Genomic DNA, 24,729 nt, shown 5'->3' with positions numbered 1-24,729 from the left:
CGGGAGACTTAGCCACGGATCACCTCCTGGCAGATGTCGACCACCGTACGGGTGGCATCGGGCTTGGCCAGGCGCCGCGCGGTAGCGCCCATGACGTTGAGTTTTTCCAGGTGCATCAGAACCTCGGTGAGCTGCGCGGCGAGCTCGCCTGCGTCAGTGGCATGTTGCGGAAGAAGGACAGCGGCGCCCTCCTTCGCCAGGTATTCGGCGTTGCGGCTCTGGTGGTCGTCGATCGCATGCGGCAGCGGCACGAGGAACGACGGCAGACCAGCGGCGGCGAGTTCACTGACGGTCAGTGCGCCGGCACGGCAGACCACCAGGTCGGCCCAGCCATAGGCACGCGCCATGTCCTTGATGAACGGCGCGACCTCGGCTTCGACCGCGGCATCGCGATAACGCTCCGCAGTGATTTCCGCGTGTTGCTTGCCTGCCTGGTGGAACACCTGCGGACGCACGTCGGCAGCGACCTTGGCCAGCGCGGCAGGCAGCAACTTGTTCAGCGGTTCGGCGCCCAGGCTACCGCCCAGCACCAGCAATTTCGGCTTGCGCCCGGCCAGCGGCTCGCGCGGGGTTTCCAGGAACAGCTCCTCACGCACCGGGTTACCCGTGGTGCGCCGCCTGTCGGAGGCCGTGAAGGTGTTCGGGAAGGCCTCGCAGATGCGCGCGGCGATGTGCGCGAGCAGGCGATTGGCGGTACCGGCGACGGCGTTCTGTTCATGGATGACCAGCGGCACACCGGCCATGCGCGCGGCCAGGCCGCCCGGCCCGGTCACGTAGCCACCCATGCCGAGCACGCACACCGGCTGAAGCTCGCGCACGATGCGCCGTGCCTGCAGCAGCGCACGCAGCAACTGGAACGGTGCCTTGAGCAGGGACAGCTTGCCCTTGCCACGCAGGCCGCTGACATCGATCAGGTGCAGCGGCAGATCGGCCTGCGGCACCAGTTCGTTCTCGATGCCACGCGGCGTCCCCAGCCAGTGCACGCTGTAGCCGCGCGCCTGGAATTCGCGCGCGCAGGCCAGCGCCGGGAACACGTGCCCGCCGGTGCCGCCCGCCATGATCAGGACATTACCGCGCATGGGCGACCTCCTCGCTCGGCTCGACGAAGTCGTCTTCGCTGAACTCGATATCCTCGTTGCCCAATACGTTGCGCCGCTCCCACTCGATACGCAGCAGGACCGCCAGGCTGACGCAGCAGATCACCAGCGACGAACCGCCGTAGCTGAGGAACGGCAGGGTCAGGCCCTTGGTCGGCAGCAGGCCGGTGTTCACCCCGATGTTGATCAGGAACTGACCGATCCACAGGAACGACAGCCCGTACGCCACGTAGGCGGAAAAGAACTGCTTGGCCTTCTCGGCCCACAGGCCGATGTACAGGCCGCGCACGCAGACGAAGACGAATAGCGCCAGGGTCACCAGCGAACCGACCAGCCCCAGCTCCTCGGCCAGTACCGAGAAGACGAAGTCGGTATGCGCCTCGGGCAGGTAGAACTGCTTCTGGATGCTGTTGCCCAGGCCGACGCCGAACCATTCGCCACGGCCGAAGGCGATCAGCGCCTGGGTCAGCTGGTAACCGGAGCCATACTGGTCGGCCCAGGGGTCGGTGAAGGTGATCAGACGCTGCAGGCGGTATTCCTGGGTCTGCACCAGAACGAACACGGCCCCCACGGCCAGCGCCACCATCAGGCCGAAACGCAGCAGGCCGACGCCACCGAGGAACAGCATGGCCATGGCCGAGCCCATCATCACCACGGTGGCACCGAAGTCCGGCTCCAGCAGCAGCAGGCCGGCCATCGGCAGCAGCACCACGAACGGCTTGAAGAAGCCCATCCAGCTCTCGCGCACCTCTTCCTGGCGCCGCACCAGGTAGCCGGCCAGGTAGACCACGACGAAGACCTTGGCGATCTCCGATGGCTGTACGTTGAACGCGCCGAAACCGATCCAGCGCCGCGCACCGTTGACCTCGCGGCCGATACCGGGAATCAGCACCAGCACCAGCAAGCCGATGGCCGCCAGCAACAGGATCCAGCCGTAGCGCTGCCAGAAACTCATCGGGATCATCAGCACCACGCCGGCGGCGCCCAGGCCGATGGCCAGGTACACCAGGTGACGGATCATGTGGTACAGCGGGTTGCCGGACATCGCCGCCGCCACCTCCGAAGAGGCCGAGGTGATCATCACCAGCCCCAGACCGAGCAGGCCCAGGCAGCCGGCCAGCATCGGGAAGTCGACATCGAAGCCGCGACCGAACAGCGGTGAGGGACGAACGCGCAGGAAGCCCAGCATCAGTGCAGTCCCCCCACGGCCTGGGCGAACAGGCGCCCGCGTTCCTCGAAGTTCTTGAACATGTCCAGGCTGGCGCAGGCAGGCGACAGCAGCACGGCATCACCGGCCTCGGCCAGCTCGCAGCCACGCTGCACCGCTTCCTCGAGGGTCCCCACCCGCACCAGCGGCGCGGCGTCGCCCAGGGTTTCGGCGAGCCGCTCGGCATCACGCCCCAGCAGCACCACGGCGCGGCAGAAACGCGCGACCGGCTGTTTCAGGGCGGAGAAATCGGCACCTTTGCCGTCACCGCCGGCGATCAGCACCAGCTTGCCGGCGATGTCCGCGCCCAGGCCTTCGATGGCGGCCAGCGCGGCACCGACGTTGGTGGCCTTGGAGTCGTCGTAGTAGTTCACCCCGGCGCGCTCACCGACCCACTGGCAGCGATGCGGCAAGCCGGCGAACGTGCGCAGGGTGGCAAGCATCGCCTCCATCGGCAGGCCCGCGGCATGACCGAGCGCCAGCGCCGCCAAGGCGTTGGACTGGTTGTGCGCGCCGCGAATCTTCAACTCGCTGACCGGCAGCAGTGCGTCGAAGCGGAACGCCAGGGCCTTCTCGCCATTTTCCTCGAGCAGACCGAAACGCTTGAAGTCGGGTTTGCCCAGGCCGAATTCCCAGCAGGTCACCTGGTCGGCGATCAGCGGCCGCGAGAGGGCATCGTCACGGTTGATCACCACCTGACGCGCGCCACGGAAGATCCGGTGCTTGGCCAGATGATAGGCCGGCAGCCCGCTGTAGCGGTCCATGTGGTCTTCGCTGATGTTCAGGCAGGTGGCCACTTCGGCATTGAGCTGATCGGTGGTCTCCAGCTGGAAGCTGGACAGTTCGAGCACGTACAGCTCGACATCGTCGGCCAGCAGATCCAGCGCCGGGGTGCCGAGGTTGCCGCCCACCGCGACCCGCTTGCCGGCCGCAGCCGCCATCTCGCCGACCAGGGTGGTGACAGTGCTCTTGGCGTTGGAACCGGTGATGGCGATGATCGGCGCCTTGGCATGGCGGGCAAACAGGTCGATGTCACCGGACAGCTTGACCCCACGCGCCGCGGCTTCGGCCAGCGCCGGGGTGGCCACGGCCAGGCCCGGGCTCACGTACAGCTCCGAGGCGCGGCTGAGAAAGTCCGCATCCAGCTCGCCGCAGCGCACTTCCACCTGCGGGTAGTCGCGCTTGAGCGTTTCCAGCTCCGGCGGATTCGCGCGCGTGTCGGCCACGGCAAAGCGCACGCCCTGCTGCGCCAGGAAGCGCACCAGGGACATGCCGCTCTTGCCGAGGCCGACAACGATGCGGAATTGGTCGGAAGCGATCAACGACACGCGCAATTACCTCAGTTTCAACGTGGCCAGGCCGATCAGCACGAGAATCACGGTGATGATCCAGAAACGGACGATCACGCGCGGCTCGGGCCAGCCCTTGAGTTCGAAGTGGTGATGAATCGGCGCCATGCGGAACACACGCTTGCCGGTCAGCTTGAAGCTGGCGACCTGGATGATCACCGACAGGGTTTCCATGACGAACACGCCGCCCATGATGAACAGCACGACCTCCTGGCGAACGATCACGGCGATGGTGCCCAGTGCGGCGCCGAGCGCCAGCGCGCCGACATCGCCCATGAACACCTGCGCCGGGTAGGTGTTGAACCAGAGGAAGCCGAGGCCGGCGCCGACCAGCGCCGCGCAGAACACGATCAGCTCACCCGAACCCGGCACGTAGGGAATCAGCAGGTACTCGGCGAAATTCACGTTGCCCGACAGGTAGCAGAAGATGCCCAGCGCACCACCGACCATCACGGTCGGCAGAATGGCCAGGCCGTCGAGGCCGTCGGTGAGGTTGACCGCGTTGCTCGAACCGACGATGACGAAGTAGGTCAGCACCACGAAACCGATGCCCAGGGGGATGCTCACGTCCTTCAGCAGCGGCAGGATCAGGGTGGTCTCCACCGGGTTCTGCGCCGTCATATAAAGGAAGAAGGCCGCGCCCAGGCCGAACACCGACTGCCAGAAGTACTTCCAGCGACTCGGCAGGCCACGCGAGTTCTTCTCGATCACCTTGCGGTAGTCATCGACCCAGCCGATCGCACCGAACAGCAGGGTCACGGCCAGCACCACCCACACGTAGCGGTTGGACAGGTCGGCCCAGAGCAGGGTGCTGACCGCTATCGCGGTGAGGATCAGCGCGCCGCCCATGGTCGGTGTGCCCTTCTTCGACAGGTGCGACTGCGGGCCATCGTTGCGCACGGCCTGGCCGATCTGGCGCACCTGCAGGGTGCGGATCATCCACGGGCCGAGCCACAGCGACAGCGCCAGGGCGGTCAGTACGCCGAGGATGCCGCGCAGGGTCAGGTACTGAAAGACCGCGAAGCCCTTGTGGAACTGTTGCAGGTACTCCGCCAGCAGCAGCAGCATTTAGTGACTCTCCCCAGATACGTCGCACAGCGCCGCCACGACCTTGTCCATGGCTGCGCTGCGTGAACCCTTGATTAGTAATGTGCTGCCGGCCTGTTCGGCACGAAGCGCTTCGATCAGTTCGGCCTGATCGGAGAAATGGCGACCCTTGGCGCCAAACTCTTCAACCGCATGGCGCATCAGCGGGCCGATGGCATACAGCGCGTCGACCTTGCCGGCGGCATGGCGGCCCACATCGCGGTGGCCCTGCTCGGCCCACGCGCCCAGCTCGCCCATGTCGCCAAGCACCAGAACGGTGCGGCCGGAGAAGGCGGCGAGTATATCCACCGCCGCACACATCGACACGGGGTTGGCGTTGTAGCTGTCGTCGATTACCCGCACACCGTTCGGCGCCAGTTGTGCGACGGCGCGACCCTTGACCGGTTGCAGGCCCTGCAGCCCCTTGACCATGGCAGCCAGCGGCATGCCCAGGGCATGGGCGGCGGCGCAGGCGGCCAGGGCGTTGGCGACGTTATGCTCGCCCAGCAGGTTGAGCTGGATACGCGCGCTGCCCAGCGGGCTGCGCAGGATGAACCCCGCGCAGCCGCGCTCGTCGCGGGTCAGTTCACTGCCATGGAAATCGGCACGGGTGTCACGCAGGGCGAAACTCAGTACCTGGCGCCCCGCGGCGCGGCGCTGCCAGGTGGCGAACGCCTTGTCATCGAGATTGAGCACGGCCACGCCGTCCTGTGCCAGTCCCTCGAGAATCTCGCCCTTGGCTTCGACGATCTTTTCCGGGCCACCGAACTCGCCGACATGAGCGTTGCCGGCATTGTTGATGATGGCCACGTGAGGCCGGGTCAGGCTGACGGTGTAGGCGATCTCGCCGACATGGTTGGCGCCCAGTTCGATCACACCGGCGCGATGCTCCGGCGCCAGTTCGAGCAAAGTCAGCGGCGCACCGAGGTCATTGTTGAGGTTGCCACGGGTGGCCAGCACCGCGCCGTCCAGGCCGGCACGCAGGATGGCCGCGAGCATTTCCTTGACGCTGGTCTTGCCGCTGGAGCCGGTCACGGCCGCCAGCGGCCCGCTGAACGCCTGACGATTGAGCGCACCCAGCTGACCGAGGGCCATGCGGGTGTCGCTGACCAGCAACTGCGGCAGCGGCGCACCCGCCACTTCACGCTCGACCAGCGCAGCGACGGCCCCCTTGGCAGCGACTTCCGCCAGATAGTCATGACCGTCGAAGCGCGGCCCGGTCAGCGCCACGAACAGCTGACCGGCGGCGATGCTGCGGCTATCGGTGCCGACGGCGGAGAAGGCGACATCGGTGCCGATCACACGACCATCCAGATCACCCGCGACTTCGCTGAGCAGCCAGGGCTTAAGCATGGGCCGCCTCCCAGGCCGACAGGGCCTTGTTCGCTTCGCTGAGGTCCGAGAACGGCTGACGCACACCCATGATTTCCTGGTAATCCTCGTGGCCCTTGCCGGCCAGCACCAGCACATCGGCGGCATCGGCCTGGGCAATCAGCCTGGCGATGGCGTCGCCACGACCGTGAACGAACTGCACCGCCTCCGGCGCGGAGAAACCGGCGCGGATATCCTCGATGATCTGTGCCGGGTCCTCGGTGCGCGGATTGTCGTCGGTCACCCAGACCACGTCCGCCAGGCGCTCGGCCACGGCGGCCATCAGCGGGCGCTTGCCGCGATCACGGTCACCGCCACAGCCGAACAGGCAGACCAGGCGACCTTCGACATGCGGGCGCATGGCTTGCAGCACCTTTTCCAGGGCATCCGGCGTGTGCGCGTAGTCGACCACCACCAGCGGCTTGTCAGCGCCACCGAGGCGCTGCATGCGGCCAACCGGCCCCTGCAGCTGCGGCAGCACCTTGAGAATCTCGTCGAGCGCGTAGTCCATGCCGAGCAGGGCTCCGACCACGGCAAGCAGGTTGCTCAGGTTGAAACGACCGAGCAGGCTGCTGCGCAGCACACCTTCGCCACGCGGCGTGAGCAGGCGCGCACGCACACCGTGATCGTCGAACTGCGCGTCGCTGCAATAGAGGTAGGCGGCACTGTCTTCCAGGCTGTAGCCGATCAGACGCGATTCGTGCGCCTGCGCAGCCAGCTCACGACCGAAGGCGTCATCGAGGTTGAGCACCCGGCAACTCAGGTTCGGCCAGGTGAACAGCCTGGCCTTGGCAGCGCCGTAGGCCTCCATGCTGCCGTGATAGTCGAGGTGGTCACGCGACAGGTTGGTGAACACCGCGACATCGAATTCCAGTGCGGCGACACGCCCCTGGTCCAGGCCATGGGAGGACACTTCCATGGCGACGGCGCGCGCACCGGCCTGCTTGAGCGAGGCCAGGGTCGCCTGTACACCGACCGGATCGGGCGTGGTGTGCTTGCCCTGTTCCAGCGCGCCATGGAAACCGTTACCCAGGGTACCGACGATGCCGCACGGCTGGCCGAGCAGGTCGAGGGCCTGCGCCAGCAACTGGCTGACACTGGTCTTGCCATTGGTGCCCGTGATGCCGACCAGGTGCAGGCCACGGCTCGGCTCGCCATAGAAGCGTCCGGCGATGGCCGAGAGCTGGCCAGACAGGCCCTTGACCGGCACCAGCACGGCGCTCTCGGCATGCATCTCGGCAGCGCCCTCGGCCTCGTAGGCGACCGCAGCCGCGCCGCGCGCGATCGCGTCGACGATATGTACACGGCCATCCTGCTGGGTGCCGGGCACGGCCAGGAACAGATCACCCGGACGCACCTTGCGGCTGTCCAGCGTCAGCTCACGAATCAGCACGCTGCCATTGGCGGCCGGCAACAGTTGATTGAGCGGCATGGGCATCAGTTGCGCCCTCCCTGTGCGACAGCGACGGACTTCTGCGCCTCGGAGGGCAGATTGTCCGGCGCGATATTCATCAAGCGCAGCGATCCGGCCATCACGCGGCTGAACACCGGCGCAGAGATCAGGCCGCCGTAATAGGCGCCCTTGCCAGGTTCGTCGATGACTACCACCAGAGCGATGCGCGGGTCCTGAGCCGGGGCGAAGCCGGCGAACAGCGAACGGTAGGAGTTGGCCCGGTAGCCCTTGCTGCCGACACTGGTCTTGCGTGCGGTACCGCTCTTGCCGGCCACGTGATAGCCGGGTACCTGAGCGCGGAACACGCCTCGCGGCGCCTCGATGACCTGCTGCATCATGCCCCGTACGGTCCTGGCCACTTCGCCCGGCACCACCTGCGTCGCGTGCGGCTTGTCGTCCACGCGGATCATCGACAGCGGCGTCATGCCACCGCCATTGGCCAGCGCGGAGTAGGCGTGCGCCAGTTGCACGGCGGTTACCGAAAGGCCATAGCCGTAGGACAGCGTGGCAGTTTCCGCCTCGCGCCACTGGCGATGGTTGGGCAGGTTGCCCACCCGTTCACCGGGGAAGCCCAGGCCGGTATCGCGACCGAAGCCGAGGTCGCTGAACACCCGGTACAGCTGCTCACCGCCGACATCGAAGGCGACCTTGCTCATGCCCACGTTGCTGGAGTTGATCAGGATGCCGGTCAGGTCCAGCGCCGGCCCCTGGGTTCGGGACACGTCACGAATGGTGTAGCGACCGATCTGCAGCGTACCGTTGCCCACCTGGACGATATCGCTGGGCTTCCAGCGACCGGTCTCCAGCGCGGCGGCCATCGACAGCGGCTTGATCGTCGAGCCGGGCTCGAAGACATCGATCATGGCGCGATTGCGCATGGCTGCCGGGGTCAGGTTGCGCCGGTTGTTCGGGTTGTAGGTGGGGTGGTTGACCATGGCCAGCACCTCACCGGTCTTCACGTCGACCATCACCAGGCTGCCGGCCTTGGCATCGTTTTCCAGCAGGGCGTTGCGCAGCTCGCGATGAGCCAGGTATTGCAGACGCAGGTCGATGGACAGGGCCAGGGCCTTGCCAGCCTTGGCGTTCTGCACCACCTGCACGTCCTTGATCAGCTTGCCGCGGCGGTCCTTGAGCACCTGACGCTTGCCCGGCACGCCGGCCAGCCAGTCCTCGTAGGCCAACTCCATGCCTTCACGACCACGGTCGTCGATGTCGGTGAAGCCGACCACATGGGCGGCGACCTCGCCGGCCGGGTAGAAACGACGGAATTCCTCGATGGCGTAGACGCCAGGCACCTTCAGGTCGAGCACGCCCTGGCCCTTTTCGGGGGTCAGGCCGCGCACCAGGTACATGAACTCGCGATCCTTGTTCTGCTCCAGACGCTCGGCGAAGCTCTTCGGCTCCTGCCCCAGCGCGGCAGCCAGCGCCGGCCATTGTTCGCGCCCGGCCTGCAGCTCCTTGCCGTTGGCCCACAGGGTGGTCACGGGGGTGCTGACGGCCAGCGGCTCGCCATTACGGTCAGTGATCAGGCCACGGTGCGCGGGAATCGGAATGTGCCGCACGCTGCGCGCATCACCGTGCGCCTTGAGGAAATCGTGATCGAGCACCTGCAGGTCGAGCATGCGCCAGGCGATGGCCGCGACCATCAGGGCGAGCAGCGCCAGCACCAGGCGGAAACGCCAGGGGTAGAGCGCGCCTTCGAGACCGATCATGGTCGCACCATGCGCACGGCGGCGGGATCGGGGATGTGCATCTTCAGCTGCTCGCTGGCCAGCGCCTCGATGCGGTTGTGTGCAGTCCAGGTGCTCTGCTCGAGAATCAGTCGCCCCCACTCGGCCTGAGCCTTGTCGCGCACGCTCAACTGGCCGTACAGCTCGTTGAGCAGCAGGCGATTCCAGTGCGCGCTGTACGACACCGCCACGGCAGAAACCAGCACGCCGATGAACAGCAGCAGCATCAGGAAGCTGCCGCCGGGCATGGACTTGATGAGCCGGCGGTTCACCGCAACTTCTCCGCGATGCGCATCACGGCACTGCGTGAACGCGGATTGGCCTTGAGCTCCTCGTCGCTGGCATAGACCGGCTTGCCGATCAGCTTCAGACGCGGCTCGAAGGCCTTGGGAATGATCGGCAGGTCACGCGGCAGCTTGTCCGCCTCGCCCTTGGCCTGGCGCTTCATGAACTGCTTGACGATGCGGTCTTCCAGCGAGTGGAAGCTGATCACCACCAGGCGACCACCGACTTCGAGCGACTCCAGCGCCGCCTCGAGGCCACGCTCGAGATCACCGAGTTCGTTGTTGACGAAGATGCGGATGCCCTGGAAGGCGCGCGTCGCCGGATTCTTGCCCTTCTCCCAGGCAGGGTTGGCCTCGGTCAGGACCTTCGCCAGATCGGCGGTGCGGGTGAACGGCTGCTCGACTCGGCGCTGCACCACGGCGCGGGCCATCCGCTTGGCGAAACGCTCCTCGCCATAGTCCTTGAATACCCGGGCGATCTCATCCTCGTCGGCGCGGGCGATCCAGTCCGCCGCGCTGACGCCGGCGTCGGGATTCATGCGCATGTCCAGCGGCCCGTCATTGAGGAAGCTGAAGCCACGCTCGGGATCGTCGAGCTGCGGCGACGACACGCCGAGGTCCAGCAGGATGCCCGAGACCTGGCCGTCGAGGCCGCGGACAACAGCCTCCTCGCCAAGTTCCGCAAAACTGCGCTGCACAACGACAAAGCGGCCGTCTTCGGCCGCCAGTGCTTCCCCGGTAGCTATTGCCAGGGGATCTTTATCGAATCCCAACAACCGCCCATCTGGCCCGAGCTTCTGCAGGATCAATCGGCTGTGCCCACCCCGACCGAAGGTGCCGTCCATATAGCAACCGTCGCCGCGCACGGCGAGTCCCTCGACGGCCTCGTCGAGCAGCACGGTGATATGGCGGTAGTTGGTATCGGTCATGGTCACAGGATCAGGTCACGCAAATCATCGGAAAGAGCGCCCGGCTGCTTGATGGCAGCGAGGTCGGCCTCGGCTACGGCATTCCAGGAATCTTCATCCCAGAGCTGGAATTTATTCAGCTGACCCACGAGCATCGCTCGCTTGTCCAGCTTGGCGTACTCGCGCAAACGCGGCGGTACCAGGAAGCGGCCACTGGCGTCGAGCTCGAGGTCGACGGCATTGCCGATCAGCAGACGCTGCAGGCGGCGGTTCTCTTCACGGAAGGAGGCCAGCTCGCGCAGCTTGTTCTCGATCAGCTCCCATTCGGCCAGTGGATAAACGCAAAGACAGGGGTCGACGGCATCGATGGTCACGATCAGCTGGCCACCACAACGCGCAACGAGCTCGTCACGATACCGACTCGGCATCGCGAGGCGCCCTTTGGCGTCGAGACTGATGGCGTTAGCTCCGCGAAACACGGCTGCGCTTCCCCTGTAATTAGCTTTCCATGCCCAAAAAAACCCACTTCATGCCACTTCCCACCACTTGCGCACACTATAGGAATGGGCACGCCCCACCGTCAAGGCACGCCAGAAGGGAAAAATCCTTACAGGACGGAGATTTAGCGAACGAAAGCGAGAAGAAAAGCGATGCAGGAAGGCGGATTCTGCAGGCAAAATTCAGCCACAGCAGCAAGCTGAAATTCGAACTTAAAGTAATTTCTTAAGAGTAAGACTTTTTCGGTATCAGACGAGCGGGGGATAGAAGTACAACGAGAGGAAGAAAAGAGGAGAGTCGATCTGTAAGCCGGGTTCTGTCGAGGACAGTCATTCCTCTACGGCGTACATCACTGCACGCCTTTAGCAACCTACCCGGTTCCAGCGCGGGCCACGCCAATGGAACCCTATTTGGTCTTGCTCCGAGTGGGGTTTACCTAGCCACGGACTGTTACCAGCCGTGCGGTGCGCTCTTACCGCACCTTTTCACCCTTACCGGCGCCGAAGCGCTTAGGCGGTTATTTTCTGCGGCACTTTCCGTAGGCTCACGCCCCCCAGGCGTTACCTGGCACTCCGCCCTATGGAGCCCGGACTTTCCTCCCCCCCGCATCGCGGAACGAAACGAGGCAGCGACTGTCCGATCGACTCTCCGCCGACAAGGTTACCGACAGGCGCCCTCGAGAACAAGCTCGGCGCTCAGCCTTGACGCTGCAATGCCACCTGATAGAGCAGGTTCTTGCGCACCCCGGTGATCTCGGCCGCCAGCGCTGCCGCGCGCTTGAGCGGCATTTCCGCCAGGAGCAGATCGAGCACCCGCAGCGCGTCCGCGTTCACCGCCTCTTCACCTTCCGGCGCCTGCCAGCCTGCCACCAGCACCACGCACTCGCCGCGCTGCTGATTGCTGTCCGCCGCGACCCAGGCGCACAACTCGGCCAGCGGCAAGCCCTTGAGCGTCTCGAAGGTCTTGGTCAGCTCACGCGCCAGCAATGCCGGACGCTCCTCACCGAAGACACTGCGCATATCCTCCAGGCACTCGAGAATCCGGTGCGGCGCCTCGTAGAAGATCAGCGTGCGCGGCTCCTCGCGTACCTGCTCGAGACGAGCGCGGCGTCCAGCGGCCTTCGCCGGCAGGAAGCCCTCGAAGATGAAACGATCGGACGGCAGCCCGGCCGCCGACAGCGCGGCGATCAGCGCACAGGCTCCCGGCACCGGCACCACCGGATAGCCGGCAGCGCGCACCTGGCGCACCAGGTGGTAGCCCGGATCGGAAATCAGCGGCGTGCCCGCATCGGAGATCAGCGCTACATCCTCGCCCGCCTGCAGACGCGCGAGAAAGCGCCCGCCCTGCTCGCGCTCGTTATGCTCGTGGCAGGCCGCCAGCGGCGTCTCGATGCCGAAGTGCTGCAGCAGGCGCACGGAATGCCGGGTGTCCTCGGCAGCGATCAGCGCCACCTCACGCAGAATGCGCAGTGCCCGCGCACTGATGTCGTCCAGGTTGCCAATCGGCGTGGCGACCACATAAAGAGTGCCGGGCTGGACGCTGGTGACGACGGACTGACTCACGGGTAACACCTCGTTAATTGAAAGAGCGCTCATTCTAGCCGCTTCCGACCCAGCGGCATCGCACCATCCTTGGCGCTTGGGTACAATCGCCGCTTGTTTTGCTCAAGTATCAGGATGACCCGATGATCGCTAGTCTGCGCCCTCTTTCCGCCATCTTCCTGGCCGGCATGCTTGCGGCATGCGCCAGTTCGCCCAACAACGGCCTGGGTGAACTGCCACGCACGCCCAAGGCCAGCATTGAGCAGATGCTGCAACAGGCGGCCGAGAGCAAGCCCGAACAAGCCGCCCTGCTGCGCCTGTCCGCAGCCGACCAGGCCTATCGCCAGAACGATGTGGCCGGCTCCGCGCGCATTCTCGAACAGATCGACCTTGCCAGCCTGCAACCCGCCCAGCAGATGTTCGCCAGCACCCTGAACGCGGAATTGGCGATGGCGCGCAAACAGCCCAAGAGCGCCCTGAAGGCCCTGCGTCATCCCAGCCTCGAGCGCCTGAGCGAACTGCCCGTAGAACAGCAGATCCGCACCCAGCTGGTACGCGCTCGCGCACTGGAAGCCGACGGCCAGGCACTGGCCGCCGCCCGCGAGCGCGTCTTCATCGCGCCCCTGCTGAGCGGTCAGCAGGCCCAGGACAATCACGAGAAGATCTGGGAGCTGGTCGCCAACCTGCCGGAGCAGACCTCCGCCGGTGGCGACGCCGACCTGGCCGGCTGGCTGGCACTGGCCCGCGTGACCAAGGGCGCGGCAACGCTCGAACAACAGCAGGACGCCATCGACCAGTGGGTCGCGCAGAACCCGCAGCACCCAGCGGCGATGCAGCTCCCGGAAGCACTGGTGAAACTGCGCGAGCTGGCCAGCCAGCCCCTGACCCGCATCGCCCTGCTGCTGCCACAGGAAGGCCAGCTGGCCAGCGTGGCCCGCGCCCTGCGCGACGGCTTCCTCGCGGCTCACTACGAGGCACAGCAGGCCGGGCAGAATCCCCCGGACGTGAAACTCTACGACAGCGCCCGCATCGGTTCGCTGGACGCCTTCTACCAGCAGGCACAGGCCGACGGCGTGCAACTGGTGGTCGGCCCGCTGGAGAAGCCGCTGGTCAAGCAGCTCAGCGATCGTGAGCAGCTGCCGATCACCACGCTGGCCCTCAACTACAGCGACGCCGGCCAGGAAGGCCCTGTGCAGCTGTTCCAGTTCGGCCTCGCCGCCGAGGACGAAGCGCGCGAAGTCTCGCGCCGCGCCTGGAGCGACGGCATGCGCCGCGCCGTGGCCCTGGTACCGGCCGGCGAATGGGGCGACCGCGTGCTGGACGCCTTCCGCCAGAGCTGGCAGGCCCAGGGCGGCACCCTGATCGCCGCCGAGCACGTGGACCAGCCCGTCGAGCTGGCACGCCAGATCGCCGACCTGTTCCAGCTGCGCGAGAGCGAAGCACGCGCCCGCCGCCTGCAGAACACCCTGGGCAGCAGCGTCGATGCACTGCCGGCACGCCGCCAGGACATCGACTTCATCTTCCTCGCCGCGACACCGCAGCAGGCGCAGCAGATCAAGCCGACCCTGGCCTTCCAGTACGCCGGCGACGTACCGGTCTATGCCACCTCCCACCTGTTCACCGGCACCCACAGCCAGGCCCAGTACCAGGACCTCGAAGGCATCCGCTTCTGCGAGACCCCATGGCTGCTGGACGCCCACGCACCGCTGCGCCAGGAAGTCACCCAGCAGTGGCCGCAGGCCGGCGGCAGCCTCGGCCGCCTGTACGCGATGGGTGTCGACGCCTATCGCCTGGCGCCACGCCTGGGCCAGCTCAAGGCCCTGCCGGAGTCGCGCATCGACGGTCTTTCCGGCACCCTCAGCCTCAACCAGGCCCAGCGCGTGGAACGCCAGCTGCCCTGGGCCGAGTTCCGCGGCGGCCAGGTCCAGCGCCTTCCTGAAAGCCTCAATTGAGCACCCACAACGACCTGGGACGAGCCGCCGAACAGGCGGCCCGTCAGCATCTGGAACGTAATGGCCTGCGCCTGATCGAAGAGAACTGGAGCTGTCGCCGTGGCGAGCTTGATCTGGTCATGCTCGACGGCGATACAGTAGTATTCGTCGAAGTCCGCGCCCGCCGCCACAGTGCCTGGGGCGGCGCCCTGGAGAGCATCGATGCGCGCAAGCGTGGCAAGTTGGTCATCGCCGCCGAGCTCTTCCTCCAGCAGGAATCCCGCTGGGCCCGCCACCCCTGCCGCTTCGACGTGGTCGCCATCAGTACCGATGGCGCCACTCGCCTCGACTGGATCAAGAACGCCTTCGATGCCTGATGGCCGTACACTCAAGGTTTAACCGATGGACATGCAATCCCGAATCTGCCAGCTCTTCCAAGCCAGCATCGACACCAAGCAGCAGGCCATGGAAGTCCTCGCACCCTACATCGAGCACGCCAGCCTGGTCATGGTCCAGGCACTGCTCAACGAGGGCAAGATTCTTTCCTGCGGCAACGGTGGTTCGGCCGGTGACGCCCAGCACTTCTCCTCCGAGCTGCTCAACCGCTTCGAGCGCGAACGCCCGAGCCTGCCCGCCGTGGCCCTGACCACCGACAGCTCGACCATCACCTCGATCGCCAACGACTACAGCTACAACGAGATTTTCTCCAAACAGATCCGCGCACTGGGCCAACCGGGTGACGTGCTCCTGGCGATTTCCACCAGCGGCAACTCAGCAAATGTCATCCAGGCCATTCAAGCTGCGCATGATCGCGAGATGACCGTGGTCGCCCTGACTGGCCGCGACGGCGGCGGCATGGCATCGCTGCTGCTGCCGGAAGATGTGGAAATCCGCGTTCCAGCCAAAGTTACCGCACGCATCCAGGAGGTCCACCTGCTGACCATCCACTGCCTGTGCGACCTGATCGACAGCCAATTGTTTGGGAGTGAAGAATGAAGCGTTTCGCCCTGATCCTGGCCACCCTGGCCGTTACCCTGAGCCTGGCAGCCTGCGGCAGCCGCAGCATCGGCAACAAGATCGATGACCAGTTCCTCGGCCCGGACGTCGCCTCCAGCATCAGCAACGCGCACGCCGACCTGTCCAGCCCCACCTCGCGCATCGTCGTCACCGCCTACAACGGCGTGATCCTGATCGCCGGCCAGACGCCACGCAGCGAGCTGAAGGACCTGGCCGCCCAGCGCGCGCGCAATGTCCAGGGCGTGAAGAAGGTGTACAACGAGCTGCAGGTCCAGCAGCCGGCCTCGCTGCTGGCGCGCAGCAACGACTCCCTGCTCACCAGCAAGATCAAGACGCAGATGCTGGCCGACAGCAACGTGCCGAGCACCAAGATCAAGGTCATCACCGAAAACGGCATCGTCTACCTGCTCGGCGTGGTCAATCGCAGCGAAGCGAACGCAGCGACCGCCGTGGTCCAGAGCGTATCGGGCGTGCAGAAGGTGGTGCGCCTGTTCGAGTACACCAACTGAGACAACGGCAAGCCGGCAGCCTCGAGCTGCAAGCAAAGAAAACGGGCGCCCCAGGGCGCCCGTTTTCATTTCCACCTCACAGCTCGCCGGTAGCGTGCAGCCGCTTCACTTCACCACTTTCAGGCTCGGCCGGCCACTCGGGCGCGGCGGCTCGCCACCGGACGGGCCATCATCATCCGGGCCCGGCTCGTCGGCAGCACCGGCGAGCGGCGGCTCCATGTCGAACACCATGCCCTGCCCGTTCTCCCGCGCATAGATCGCCAGGATGGCCGCTGACGGGATGTAGAGGCTGTGCGCCACACCGCCGAAGCGCCCTTCGAAGCTGACCGCCTCGTTGTCCATGTGCAGGTGACGCACCGCACTGGGCGATGCGTTGAGCACGATCTGCCCGTCACTGGCGAACCCCGGAGGCACCTGCACCCCCGGATACTCGGCATTGACCAGCAGGTGCGGCGTGCAATCGTTATCGACGATCCACTCGTACAACGCGCGGACCAGATAGGGACGACTGGAATTCATGTGATCCTCCTTCTCAGCGCATTGCGCGCTCGACAGCGGAAAGACTGGCCTGAAAGGCCTCACGGGCAAACTGGCGCTCCATGTAGTCGAGCAGCGGCTTGGCCGGACGCGGCAACTCGATGCCCAGCAACGGCAATCGCCAGAGGATGGGCAGCAGGCAGCAATCCACCAGGCTCAGCTCGTCACTGAGAAAGAACGCCTTGTCAGCGAACAGCGGCGAGACGCCCGTCAGGCTCTCGCGGAGCTCCTTGCGCGCCAGCTGGCGCTCCGCCTCCTTGCTGCGTTTGTCGAGAATGCGGTCAACCAGCGCACACCAGTCACGCTGGATACGGTGCATCAGCAAACGACTGTTGGCGCGTGCGACCGGATACACCGGCAGCAGCGGCGGGTGCGGATAACGCTCGTCCAGATACTCCATCACCACGGACGATTCGTACAGCGCCAGGTCGCGATCGACCAGCGTCGGCAGACTGCCGTAGGGGTTGAGCTCCGCGAGCTTGGGCGGGCAGCGGCCCTGCTCGACATCGATGATCTCGACGCTGACACCTTTCTCGGCGAGCACCAGACGCACGCGATGGGAATAGTGGTCGGCGGGGTCGGAGTAGCAGGTCAACCTGTTGGTCACCGCCATGGCGATCCTCCTCGCTTTTATTGGATGTTCCAGAAACACGGAAATTGTCTGCGGCACTTCCGACATCGCTGCCAGCAGCGCAGAGCGCGCCTGACATGACGAGGAAGAAAAACGCCTCGAGCAACTCTTGATTCGCTGGCCGCCACCTCACAAGGCAGCACCAGGATGCTAAAGCACAAAAACCTGCGCGCCCATCAGGGCGCGCAGGTTCGAGACGGAACCCGGAACGACTTAGTGCACGTCCTTCCAGTACTCACGTTTGAGCAGGTAGGCGAACACGAAGAAGAACGCCAGGTACAGCAGCACGTAGGTGCCGATGCGCTGAGACTTCAGCTTGACCGGGTTGGCCGAGTAGGCCAGGAAGGTCACCAGGTTCTTGATCTTCTCGTCGAACTCGGCCTCGCTCAGGGTGCCGGTGTTCGGCTCCACGGTCAGCTGATCACAGGCTTCGTGAGTGATCGGCGCGCCGGTCAGCGGGTCGTACTGCTTCTTGCCATCGGTGACCACCTGAACCTGCTTGCAACCGATGACCTGGTTACCTTGCAGGCCGACCAGCACGTTCGGCATGCCCACGTTCGGGAACACCTTGTTGTTGGCGCCCAGCGGACGGGTCGGGTCGGCGTAGAAGCTGCGCAGGTAGGTGTACAGCCAGTCGTTGCCACGCACGCGAGCCACCAGGGTCAGGTCGGGCGGAGCCGCACCGAACCACACCTTGGCGTCGTCGGGTTTCATGCCGATCTTCATGTGGTCGCCGATCTTGGCGCCGCTGAATACCAGGTTCTCCAGCATGATTTCGTGCGGCACGCCGAGGTCATCGGCAACCCGCTCGTAACGCTGAAACTTGGCCGAGTGGCAGCCCATGCAGTAGTTGGCGAAGGTACGCGCACCATCTTGCATGGCAGCCTTGTCGGTCAGGTCGATGTCGACCTTGTCCAGGTGCACGTTGCCACCGGCCGCGAAGCCCAGGGCCGGCAGTGCAGCGAAAACAAATGCAGCAAATAGCTTTTTCATCAGCCCGTCACCCTTTCCGGAACCGGTTTGGTCTTTTCCATCCTGGTGTAGAACGGCATCAGGATGAAGTACGCGAAGTACAGGATGGTGCACACCTGCGACAGCAGGGTACGACCCGGGGTCGGTGCCAATACACCCAGTACGCCGAGGATGACGAAGGAAATGCAGAACACCACCAGCCAGATCTTGCTCATCCAGCCCTTGTAACGCATGGACTTGACCGGGCTACGGTCCAGCCACGGCAGGACGAACAGCACGGCGATCGCAGCACCCATGGCAATGACACCCATCAGCTTGTCCGGCACGGCGCGCAGGATGGCGTAGAAGGGCGTGAAGTACCACACCGGGGCGATGTGCTCAGGCGTCTTGAACGGGTTGGCCGCTTCGAAGTTGGGCTTCTCGAGGAAGTAACCACCCATCTCCGGGAAGAAGAACACCACGAAGCAGAACACGAACAGGAAGACCACTACGCCGACGATGTCTTTCACGGTGTAGTAAGGGTGGAAGGCGATACCGTCGAGCGGTACACCGTTCTCGTCCTTCTTCTTCTTGATGTCGACGCCATCCGGGTTGTTCGAACCGACTTCGTGCAGCGCCAGGATGTGCAGCACGACCAGGCCGAGCAGGACGATCGGCAGGGCGATCACGTGCAGGGCGAAGAAGCGGTTCAGGGTGATGCCGGAAATCAGGTAGTCACCACGGATCCACTGGGTCAGGTCGTCACCGATCACCGGAATCGCACCGAACAGCGAGATGATCACCTGGGCACCCCAGTAGGACATCTGGCCCCACGGCAGCAGGTAGCCCATGAAGGCCTCGGCCATCAGGCAGAGGTAGATCAGCATGCCGAAGATCCACACCAGCTCACGCGGCTTCTGGTAGGAGCCGTAGAGCAGACCGCGGAACATATGCAGGTAGACCACCACGAAGAACGCCGAAGCGCCGGTGGAGTGCAGGTAGCGGATGATCCAGCCGTACTCCACGTCGCGCATAATGTACTCGACGGACGCGAAGGCTTCCTCGGCGGACGGGGTGAAGCTCATGGTCAGCCAGACACCGGTGAGGATCTGGTTGACCAGAACCAGCAGCGCCAGCGAGCCAAAGAAGTAGAAGAAGTTGAAGTTCTTCGGGGCGTAGTACTTGGAGAGATGGTCTTCCCACATCTTGGTGGCGGGGAAGCGCGCATCCACCCATTCCATGAATTTGCTCATCAGGCCTTCTCCTGGTCCACACCGATGATGATCACATCATCCGTCTCGTAGCTATGCGGCGGTACCGGCAGGTTCAGCGGAGCCGGCTGGGCCTTGTAGACGCGCCCGGCGAGGTCGTAACGAGAACCGTGGCAGGGGCAGAAGTAGCCACCGACCCAGTCGGCGCCCAGATCGGCAGGCGCCACTTCCGGACGGAAGGACGGCGAGCAGCCCAGGTGGGTGCACAGACCGACCACGACCAGCAGCTCCGGCTTGATCGAGCGAACAGTCGGGTCCACGTAGGTCGGCTGTACCGACGCCTGGGACTCGGGATCTGCCATGCGATCGTGGATCTTGGTGAGGTTACCCAGGATCTCCTCGGTACGGCGGACGATGAACACCGGCTGACCGCGCCACTCAGCAACCATCTGCTGGCCAGCCTCGATCTTGCTGACGTTCACCTTCACCGGTGCACCGGCCGCCTTGGCCTTGGCACTGGGGAACCATGACCCCACGAACGGAGTCGCAGCACCTACCGCTCCCGCCGCGCCCACCACAGAGGTGGCCGCGACCAGAAAGCGACGTCGGCCTGCATTCACGCCGTCATTGCTCATTCAGTCGTCTCCCATCAGCTTTGTGGCCTGTTGTTCAGGCCTCTACTAAGTAAAAATCGGGCCGCGCAAAAAATTCGCCAAATGGTAAAGAAAAGCCCCTTTTCTGACAAGGTAATTACCCTGGAAGAGGCCGGCGAAAGCCTTGGCGCGCGCGGCTTGCGGGTATGCGGCACGTTGTCGCAGCACTTTGCCACCCCCATAAAAAACGCCCAGCTCCGTAAGGAAACTGGGCGCTTTTGGAAGCGTAGTAGCGATTAACGCTTCGAGTACTGCGGACGCTTACGCGCTTTGCGCAGACCGACTTTCTTACGCTCGACTTCACGGGCGTCACGAGTGACGTAACCGGCTTTACGCAGCGGGCTGCGCAGGGTCTCGTCGTACTCGATCAGAGCGCGGGTGATGCCGTGACGGATGGCACCGGCTTGACCGCTGACACCACCACCGGCAACGGTGACGAAGATGTCGAACTTCTCGACGGTCTCGGTCAGCTCCAGCGGCTGACGCACGACCATGCGAGCGGTCTCGCGGCCGAAGAACACGTCCAGGCTGCGGTTGTTGATCGAGATGTTACCAGTGCCCGGACGCAGGAATACGCGCGCGGTTGCGGTCTTGCGACGGCCAGTGCCGTAGTTTTGAGTCGCCGACATAATGAACTATTCCGTTAAATCTTCAGTTCTTGGGGCTGCTGAGCGGTGTGCGGGTGAGCGGCACCCTTGTACACTTTCAGCTTACGGTACATGTCGCGACCCAGCGGGTTCTTCGGCAGCATGCCTTTGACCGCGGTCTCGATCACGCGCTCAGGGGCACGAGCGATCAGCTTCTCGAAGTTGATCTCTTTGATGCCGCCCGGGAAACCGGAGTGGGAGTAGTACTTCTTGTCGCTGGCTTTGGCGCCGGTTACACGCACCTGCTCGGCATTGATCACGACGATGTAGTCGCCGGTATCAACGTGCGGGGTGTACTCAGGCTTGTGCTTGCCACGCAGACGGCTCGCGATTTCGGTGGCCAGACGACCCAGGGTCTGACCAGCAGCATCAACGACGAACCAATCGCGTTTTACTGTTTCCGGTTTAGCAGTAAAAGTTTTCATTCTTTATAGCCTCAGGGGCCGCCCAGCAAAAATAGACGGCGGATCTTACTGGTTAGTGCGTACTTTGACAAGTCAAAGGCAGCCGCATACGGACGCTATCGGGGGCTCGGGTCAGCGCGTCCACAGTACGGCAAGATTCTTCGGCAGGCGGCGCATCACTTCCACCGCAGAAAGAGGTGCCGGATTATCCTGATTGCGAAAAAAATTTCAACCTGATTGTATGACTCTTTTGCCAAGGAGCACCCCATGGAATACCGCAAGCTGGGCCGAACCGATCTCGATGTCAGCGCACTGTGCCTGGGCACCATGACCTGGGGCGAGCAGAACAGCGAGGCCGAAGGCCATGCCCAGATCGAACGCGCCAAGGCCGGCGGCATCAACTTCATCGATACAGCCGAGATGTACCCGGTACCGCCGCGAGCCGAGACCTACAGCAAGACGGAGCAGATCATCGGCAGCTATTTCCAGCAGCGCGGCGACCGCGCCGACTGGATCCTGGCCAGCAAGATCGCCGGCCCCGGCAATGGCATAAGCCACATTCGCGACGGCCAGCTGAAATTCGATCGCCAGCACATCGTCGCTGCCCTGGACGCCAGCCTGAAGCGCCTGCGCACCGACTGGATCGACCTCTATCAGCTGCACTGGCCAGAACGCCCGACCAACTTCTTCGGCCAGCTGGGCTATCGCCACCAGGACAGCGACTTCACGCCCCTGGAAGAAACCCTCGCCGTGCTCGACGAGCAGGTCAAGGCCGGCAAGATCCGCCACATCGGCCTGTCCAACGAAACGCCCTGGGGCACCATGAAGTTCCTGCAACTGGCCGAGAGCCGTGGCTGGCCGCGCGCCGTGTCGATCCAGAACCCCTACAACCTGCTCAACCGCAGCTTCGAAGTGGGCCTGGCCGAGGTCGCGATTCGCGAGCAGTGCGGGCTGCTGGCCTACTCACCACTGGCGTTCGGCATGCTCAGCGGCAAGTACGAGGGCGGCGCGCGCCCCGAGGGTGCGCGCATCAGCCTGTTCAGTCGCTTCGCCCGCTACACCAACCCGCAGTCGGAGGCGGCCTGCTCGCGCTACGTCGCACTGGCCCGCGAGCATGGCCTCGATCCCGCGCAGATGGCCCTGGCCTTCGTCACCGCGCAACCTTTCGTGACTAGCAACATCATCGGTGCCACCAGCCTGGAACAGCTGGAGAGCAACCTGGCCAGCGCCGAGCTGAGCCTCTCCGCCGAGGTGCTGGCCGGTATCGAGGCGATCCACAAGGCGCAGCCCAACCCGGCGCCCTGAACTCCATGAAAACGAAAAAGCCCGGCAATGCCGGGCTTTTTCTTGCCGCGCCGCGCACTCAGACCAGCGAGCGGGCGATGATTTCCTTCATGATCTCGTTGGTCCCGGCGTAGATGCGCTGCACCCGCGCATCAGCCCAGGCACGCGCCACCGGGTACTCCCACATGAAGCCGTAGCCGCCGTGCAACTGCACGCACTCGTCGAGCACCTTGCACTGCAGATCGGTGCCCCAGTACTTCAACATCGCGGCGGTCGGCACGTCGAGCTTGCCCTGCAGATGCAACTCCAGGCAGCGATCGACGAACACGCGCCCGACCTGGATCTCCGTGGCCATCTCGGCCAGCTTGAAGCGGGTGTTCTGGAAGTCGGCGACCGCCTTGCCGAACGCCTTGCGCTCACGGGTGTAGTCCAGCGTCCAGTTCAGGGCGGCCTCGGCCGAGGCCAGGGCGCCGATGCCGACGGTCAGGCGCTCCTGCGGCAACTCCTGCATCAGGTAGGCGAAGCCCATGCCCGGCTGGCCCAGCAGGTTTTCCCTGGGCACGCGCACGTCCTGGAAGAACAGCTCCGAGGTGTCCTGCGCCTTCATGCCGACCTTCTCCAGGCGCTTGCCCTTGGAGAAACCGGGCGTATTGGCCTCGACCAGGAACAGGCTGGTGCCCTTCGCTCCGGCCTTGGGATCGGTCTTGGCCACCACGATGACCAGATCGGCCAGCCAGCCGTTGGTGATGAAGGTCTTCGAGCCATTGATCACGTACTCGTCGCCGTCCAGCACCGCGGTGGTCTTCACGCCCTGCAGGTCGGAGCCGGCCCCCGGCTCGGTCATGGCGATGGCGGTGACCATCTCGCCGCTCACCAGCTTGGGCAGGTAGTGCTGCTTCTGCGCCTCGCTGCCGTAATGCAGGATGTAAGGCGCGACGATGTCCGAGTGCAGGGAGAAGCCGATGCCGGTCAGCCCCAGGCGACCGATTTCCTCGATCACCACGGTGCTGTAGAGGAAGTCGGCGGCCATGCCACCGTACTCTTCGGGGATGTGCGAACAGAGCATGCCGGCCTCCCCCGCCTTGTTCCACAGCGCGCGGTCGATGTGGCCATCCTTCTCCCATTGCTGATGGAAGGGCACGGCCTCCTGCTCGAGGAACTTGCGTACGCTGTCGCGAAACAATTCATGGTCGGAGCTGAATATCGTTCTGGGGATCATGGCGCTACCTGTGTCTGGCTCGGGCAAAAATCTGGCCTCGACTTTAGCCAAGCAAACGCTTGGTTACACTGGACACAAGCGCCAAAAAATAAGACGATCCAGCCGCTGCTTGACCACTTAGCCTTGAACAAGAACAACGAACCATGGTTATTCCACAGCCGCGTGCGGCCTTGCACCGCGTCAGCATTCTCGCCACCGATGGCGTATTCGCCTCCACCCTCATGCAAGCCAAGGACTTTTTCCACATGGCCGGCATTCGCCATGCCCGCCAACAGGGACTGGGCCACGAACCCCCTTTCGAGATTCACCTGGTGAGCCCGGACGGTCTGCCGGTGAACAGCTTCAGCAAGGTGCAGGTCCCGGTGGACGGCGGCCTGGATGCCTGCGACGTGATCATCCTGCCCGCCTTCTGGGACGACTTCGACGCGCTCAGCCGCCGGTACCCACAGGTGCTGGAGTGGCTCAGGCGTCAGCATGCGGCCGGCAGCGCAATCTGCGGCGAAGCCAGCGGCGTGTTCTGGATGGCCGAGGCCGGCCTGCTCGACGGCAAGGAAGCGACCACCTACTGGCGCTTCTTTCGCGAGTTCGCCGAACGCTTCCCCAAGGTGCTGCTCAATCAGGACAAACACCTGTCCGACGCCGACAATCTGTACTGCGCAAGCGGCGTCACCTCGGCATGCGACCTCTACATCTATCTGATCGAGCGCTACTGCGGCACGGGCGTGGCGCAGGGCGTGGCACGCGACATCCTCTACGAAGTGCAGCGCAGCTATACCCCCGGGCGCATCGGTTTCGGCGGGCAGAAGCTGCACCAGGACGTCACGGTGCTGCAGATCCAGCACTGGCTGGAGGAGCACTACGCCGACAAGTTCCGCTTCGAGGACGTCGCCCGCGAACACGGCATGAGCATTCGCAACTTCATGCGCCGCTTCCAGGGCGCCACCGGCGACAAACCCCTGCATTACCTGCAACGCCTGCGCATCGAGACGGCGAAGAGCCTGCTCTCCGCCACCCGCAAGAGCATCAAGACCATCAGCTACGAGGTCGGTTACGACGACGCCAGCTTCTTCGCCCGCCTGTTCCGCCAGCACACCGAGCTGTCGCCGAACCAGTACCGTCGCCAGTTTCAGCAGAAGGACAAGCAGGACTGAGGTACGTCCAGCGGCAGCGCAACGCCTGCCGGCTGGACGGCAAAACGCCAGCCCACCCTT

The 24,729-nt window shown here is 64.6% G+C and carries 25 protein-coding genes and 1 other RNA gene; 6 read left to right on the top strand and 20 right to left on the bottom strand.

Going from position 1 to position 24,729, the window contains the following annotated elements; all coding sequences use genetic code 11:
* Nucleotides 1–8: 8 nt before the first annotated feature.
* From murG to rsmI, 12 genes are all read right to left on the bottom strand, one after another.
* Entirely contained in the window at nt 9–1,079 is a 1,071-nt protein-coding gene (murG, locus tag FIV02_RS04770) for an undecaprenyldiphospho-muramoylpentapeptide beta-N-acetylglucosaminyltransferase (RefSeq protein WP_152487947.1), read from the bottom strand.
* Nucleotides 1,069–2,286, bottom strand: coding sequence for a putative lipid II flippase FtsW (gene ftsW, locus FIV02_RS04765; RefSeq protein ID WP_047587023.1), 1,218 nt, complete (start codon nt 2,284–2,286; stop codon nt 1,069–1,071). Before ftsW ends, murG begins: the two co-directional genes overlap by 11 nt.
* Nucleotides 2,286–3,632 (bottom strand): UDP-N-acetylmuramoyl-L-alanine--D-glutamate ligase, encoded by a 1,347-nt coding sequence (gene murD, locus FIV02_RS04760; RefSeq protein WP_152487946.1) that lies wholly within the window; start codon nt 3,630–3,632, stop codon nt 2,286–2,288. Before murD ends, ftsW begins: the two co-directional genes overlap by 1 nt.
* A gap of 6 nt (nt 3,633–3,638) precedes the next feature.
* A complete protein-coding gene (gene mraY / locus FIV02_RS04755) occupies nt 3,639–4,721 on the bottom strand; it encodes a phospho-N-acetylmuramoyl-pentapeptide-transferase (protein ID WP_037046623.1) in 1,083 nt (360 codons plus the stop codon).
* Nucleotides 4,722–6,092 (bottom strand): UDP-N-acetylmuramoyl-tripeptide--D-alanyl-D-alanine ligase, encoded by a 1,371-nt coding sequence (gene murF / locus FIV02_RS04750; RefSeq protein ID WP_152487945.1) that lies wholly within the window; start codon nt 6,090–6,092, stop codon nt 4,722–4,724. It lies immediately after the preceding gene.
* The gene (locus FIV02_RS04745; protein WP_152487944.1) at nt 6,085–7,548 is read right to left on the bottom strand and encodes a UDP-N-acetylmuramoyl-L-alanyl-D-glutamate--2,6-diaminopimelate ligase; all 1,464 of its coding nucleotides are present in this window, start codon (nt 7,546–7,548) and stop codon (nt 6,085–6,087) included. Before FIV02_RS04745 ends, murF begins: the two co-directional genes overlap by 8 nt.
* On the bottom strand, nt 7,548–9,275 hold the full coding sequence (locus FIV02_RS04740; protein WP_152487943.1) for a penicillin-binding protein 2: 1,728 nt from the start codon (nt 9,273–9,275) through the stop codon (nt 7,548–7,550). Before FIV02_RS04740 ends, FIV02_RS04745 begins: the two co-directional genes overlap by 1 nt.
* On the bottom strand, nt 9,272–9,541 hold the full coding sequence (ftsL, locus tag FIV02_RS04735; RefSeq protein WP_218875982.1) for a cell division protein FtsL: 270 nt from the start codon (nt 9,539–9,541) through the stop codon (nt 9,272–9,274). Before ftsL ends, FIV02_RS04740 begins: the two co-directional genes overlap by 4 nt.
* A gap of 20 nt (nt 9,542–9,561) precedes the next feature.
* Nucleotides 9,562–10,506 (bottom strand): 16S rRNA (cytosine(1402)-N(4))-methyltransferase RsmH, encoded by a 945-nt coding sequence (gene rsmH, locus FIV02_RS04730; protein ID WP_152487942.1) that lies wholly within the window; start codon nt 10,504–10,506, stop codon nt 9,562–9,564.
* Between the two features lie 2 nt (nt 10,507–10,508).
* A complete protein-coding gene (gene mraZ / locus FIV02_RS04725) occupies nt 10,509–10,964 on the bottom strand; it encodes a division/cell wall cluster transcriptional repressor MraZ (protein ID WP_047587012.1) in 456 nt (151 codons plus the stop codon).
* A gap of 308 nt (nt 10,965–11,272) precedes the next feature.
* Nucleotides 11,273–11,631: RNase P RNA component class A (gene rnpB, locus FIV02_RS04720), an RNA gene on the bottom strand.
* 47 nt (nt 11,632–11,678) lie between these two features.
* On the bottom strand, nt 11,679–12,578 hold the full coding sequence (gene rsmI / locus FIV02_RS04715; protein ID WP_037046606.1) for a 16S rRNA (cytidine(1402)-2'-O)-methyltransferase: 900 nt from the start codon (nt 12,576–12,578) through the stop codon (nt 11,679–11,681).
* Nucleotides 12,579–12,667: 89 nt separating this feature from the next.
* On the opposite strand from rsmI, the gene FIV02_RS04710 reads away from it, so the two are divergent.
* Genes FIV02_RS04710 through FIV02_RS04695 form a run of 4 tightly spaced genes read left to right on the top strand, consistent with a single transcriptional unit; the run spans nt 12,668 to nt 15,981 of the window.
* A complete protein-coding gene (locus tag FIV02_RS04710; RefSeq protein WP_037046604.1) occupies nt 12,668–14,476 on the top strand; it encodes a penicillin-binding protein activator in 1,809 nt (602 codons plus the stop codon).
* Complete coding sequence (locus tag FIV02_RS04705) at nt 14,473–14,832, top strand: YraN family protein (protein WP_037046602.1); 360 nt, start codon at nt 14,473–14,475, stop codon at nt 14,830–14,832. Before FIV02_RS04710 ends, FIV02_RS04705 begins: the two co-directional genes overlap by 4 nt.
* Nucleotides 14,833–14,857: 25 nt before the next feature.
* On the top strand, nt 14,858–15,451 hold the full coding sequence (locus tag FIV02_RS04700) for a phosphoheptose isomerase (protein ID WP_037046600.1): 594 nt from the start codon (nt 14,858–14,860) through the stop codon (nt 15,449–15,451).
* On the top strand, nt 15,448–15,981 hold the full coding sequence (locus FIV02_RS04695) for a BON domain-containing protein (protein WP_150608168.1): 534 nt from the start codon (nt 15,448–15,450) through the stop codon (nt 15,979–15,981). Before FIV02_RS04700 ends, FIV02_RS04695 begins: the two co-directional genes overlap by 4 nt.
* A gap of 105 nt (nt 15,982–16,086) precedes the next feature.
* Here FIV02_RS04695 and FIV02_RS04690 read toward each other — a convergent pair whose 3' ends face one another.
* The 7 genes from FIV02_RS04690 to rplM all read right to left on the bottom strand — a co-directional run bounded on the left by FIV02_RS04690 (nt 16,087) and on the right by rplM (nt 21,036).
* Nucleotides 16,087–16,500, bottom strand: a complete 414-nt coding sequence (locus tag FIV02_RS04690) for a ClpXP protease specificity-enhancing factor (protein ID WP_037046595.1) — start codon at nt 16,498–16,500, stop codon at nt 16,087–16,089.
* Between the two features lie 13 nt (nt 16,501–16,513).
* A complete protein-coding gene (locus tag FIV02_RS04685; protein ID WP_152487941.1) occupies nt 16,514–17,131 on the bottom strand; it encodes a glutathione S-transferase N-terminal domain-containing protein in 618 nt (205 codons plus the stop codon).
* Nucleotides 17,132–17,362: 231 nt separating this feature from the next.
* Nucleotides 17,363–18,142, bottom strand: coding sequence for a cytochrome c1 (locus tag FIV02_RS04680; RefSeq protein WP_037046590.1), 780 nt, complete (start codon nt 18,140–18,142; stop codon nt 17,363–17,365).
* The gene (locus FIV02_RS04675; RefSeq protein ID WP_037046589.1) at nt 18,142–19,353 is read right to left on the bottom strand and encodes a cytochrome bc complex cytochrome b subunit; all 1,212 of its coding nucleotides are present in this window, start codon (nt 19,351–19,353) and stop codon (nt 18,142–18,144) included. The genes FIV02_RS04680 and FIV02_RS04675 overlap by 1 nt, the downstream gene beginning before the upstream one ends.
* The gene (gene petA, locus FIV02_RS04670; protein ID WP_037046587.1) at nt 19,353–19,946 is read right to left on the bottom strand and encodes a ubiquinol-cytochrome c reductase iron-sulfur subunit; all 594 of its coding nucleotides are present in this window, start codon (nt 19,944–19,946) and stop codon (nt 19,353–19,355) included. Before petA ends, FIV02_RS04675 begins: the two co-directional genes overlap by 1 nt.
* 254 nt (nt 19,947–20,200) lie before the next feature.
* Nucleotides 20,201–20,593: a 30S ribosomal protein S9 gene (gene rpsI, locus FIV02_RS04665; protein WP_037046585.1), complete on the bottom strand. Its 393-nt coding sequence runs from the start codon at nt 20,591–20,593 to the stop codon at nt 20,201–20,203.
* Nucleotides 20,594–20,607: 14 nt separating this feature from the next.
* Entirely contained in the window at nt 20,608–21,036 is a 429-nt protein-coding gene (rplM, locus tag FIV02_RS04660) for a 50S ribosomal protein L13 (protein ID WP_003242947.1), read from the bottom strand.
* 246 nt (nt 21,037–21,282) lie between these two features.
* Between rplM and FIV02_RS04655 the strand changes: the two genes are divergently transcribed.
* Complete coding sequence (locus FIV02_RS04655; protein ID WP_152487940.1) at nt 21,283–22,320, top strand: NADP(H)-dependent aldo-keto reductase; 1,038 nt, start codon at nt 21,283–21,285, stop codon at nt 22,318–22,320.
* Between the two features lie 58 nt (nt 22,321–22,378).
* Here FIV02_RS04655 and FIV02_RS04650 read toward each other — a convergent pair whose 3' ends face one another.
* Nucleotides 22,379–23,518: an acyl-CoA dehydrogenase family protein gene (locus tag FIV02_RS04650; RefSeq protein WP_037046579.1), complete on the bottom strand. Its 1,140-nt coding sequence runs from the start codon at nt 23,516–23,518 to the stop codon at nt 22,379–22,381.
* Between the two features lie 245 nt (nt 23,519–23,763).
* Here FIV02_RS04650 and FIV02_RS04645 point away from each other — a divergent pair, with 245 nt between their 5' ends.
* Nucleotides 23,764–24,669: a GlxA family transcriptional regulator gene (locus tag FIV02_RS04645; protein WP_167494355.1), complete on the top strand. Its 906-nt coding sequence runs from the start codon at nt 23,764–23,766 to the stop codon at nt 24,667–24,669.
* Nucleotides 24,670–24,729: the final 60 nt, after the last annotated feature.

The sequence above is a fragment of the Pseudomonas sp. THAF187a genome (assembly GCF_009363395.1).
GTDB classification, from domain to species: domain Bacteria; phylum Pseudomonadota; class Gammaproteobacteria; order Pseudomonadales; family Pseudomonadaceae; genus Aquipseudomonas; species Aquipseudomonas khazarica.
This window is presented reverse-complemented; position numbering and strand designations above follow the sequence as displayed.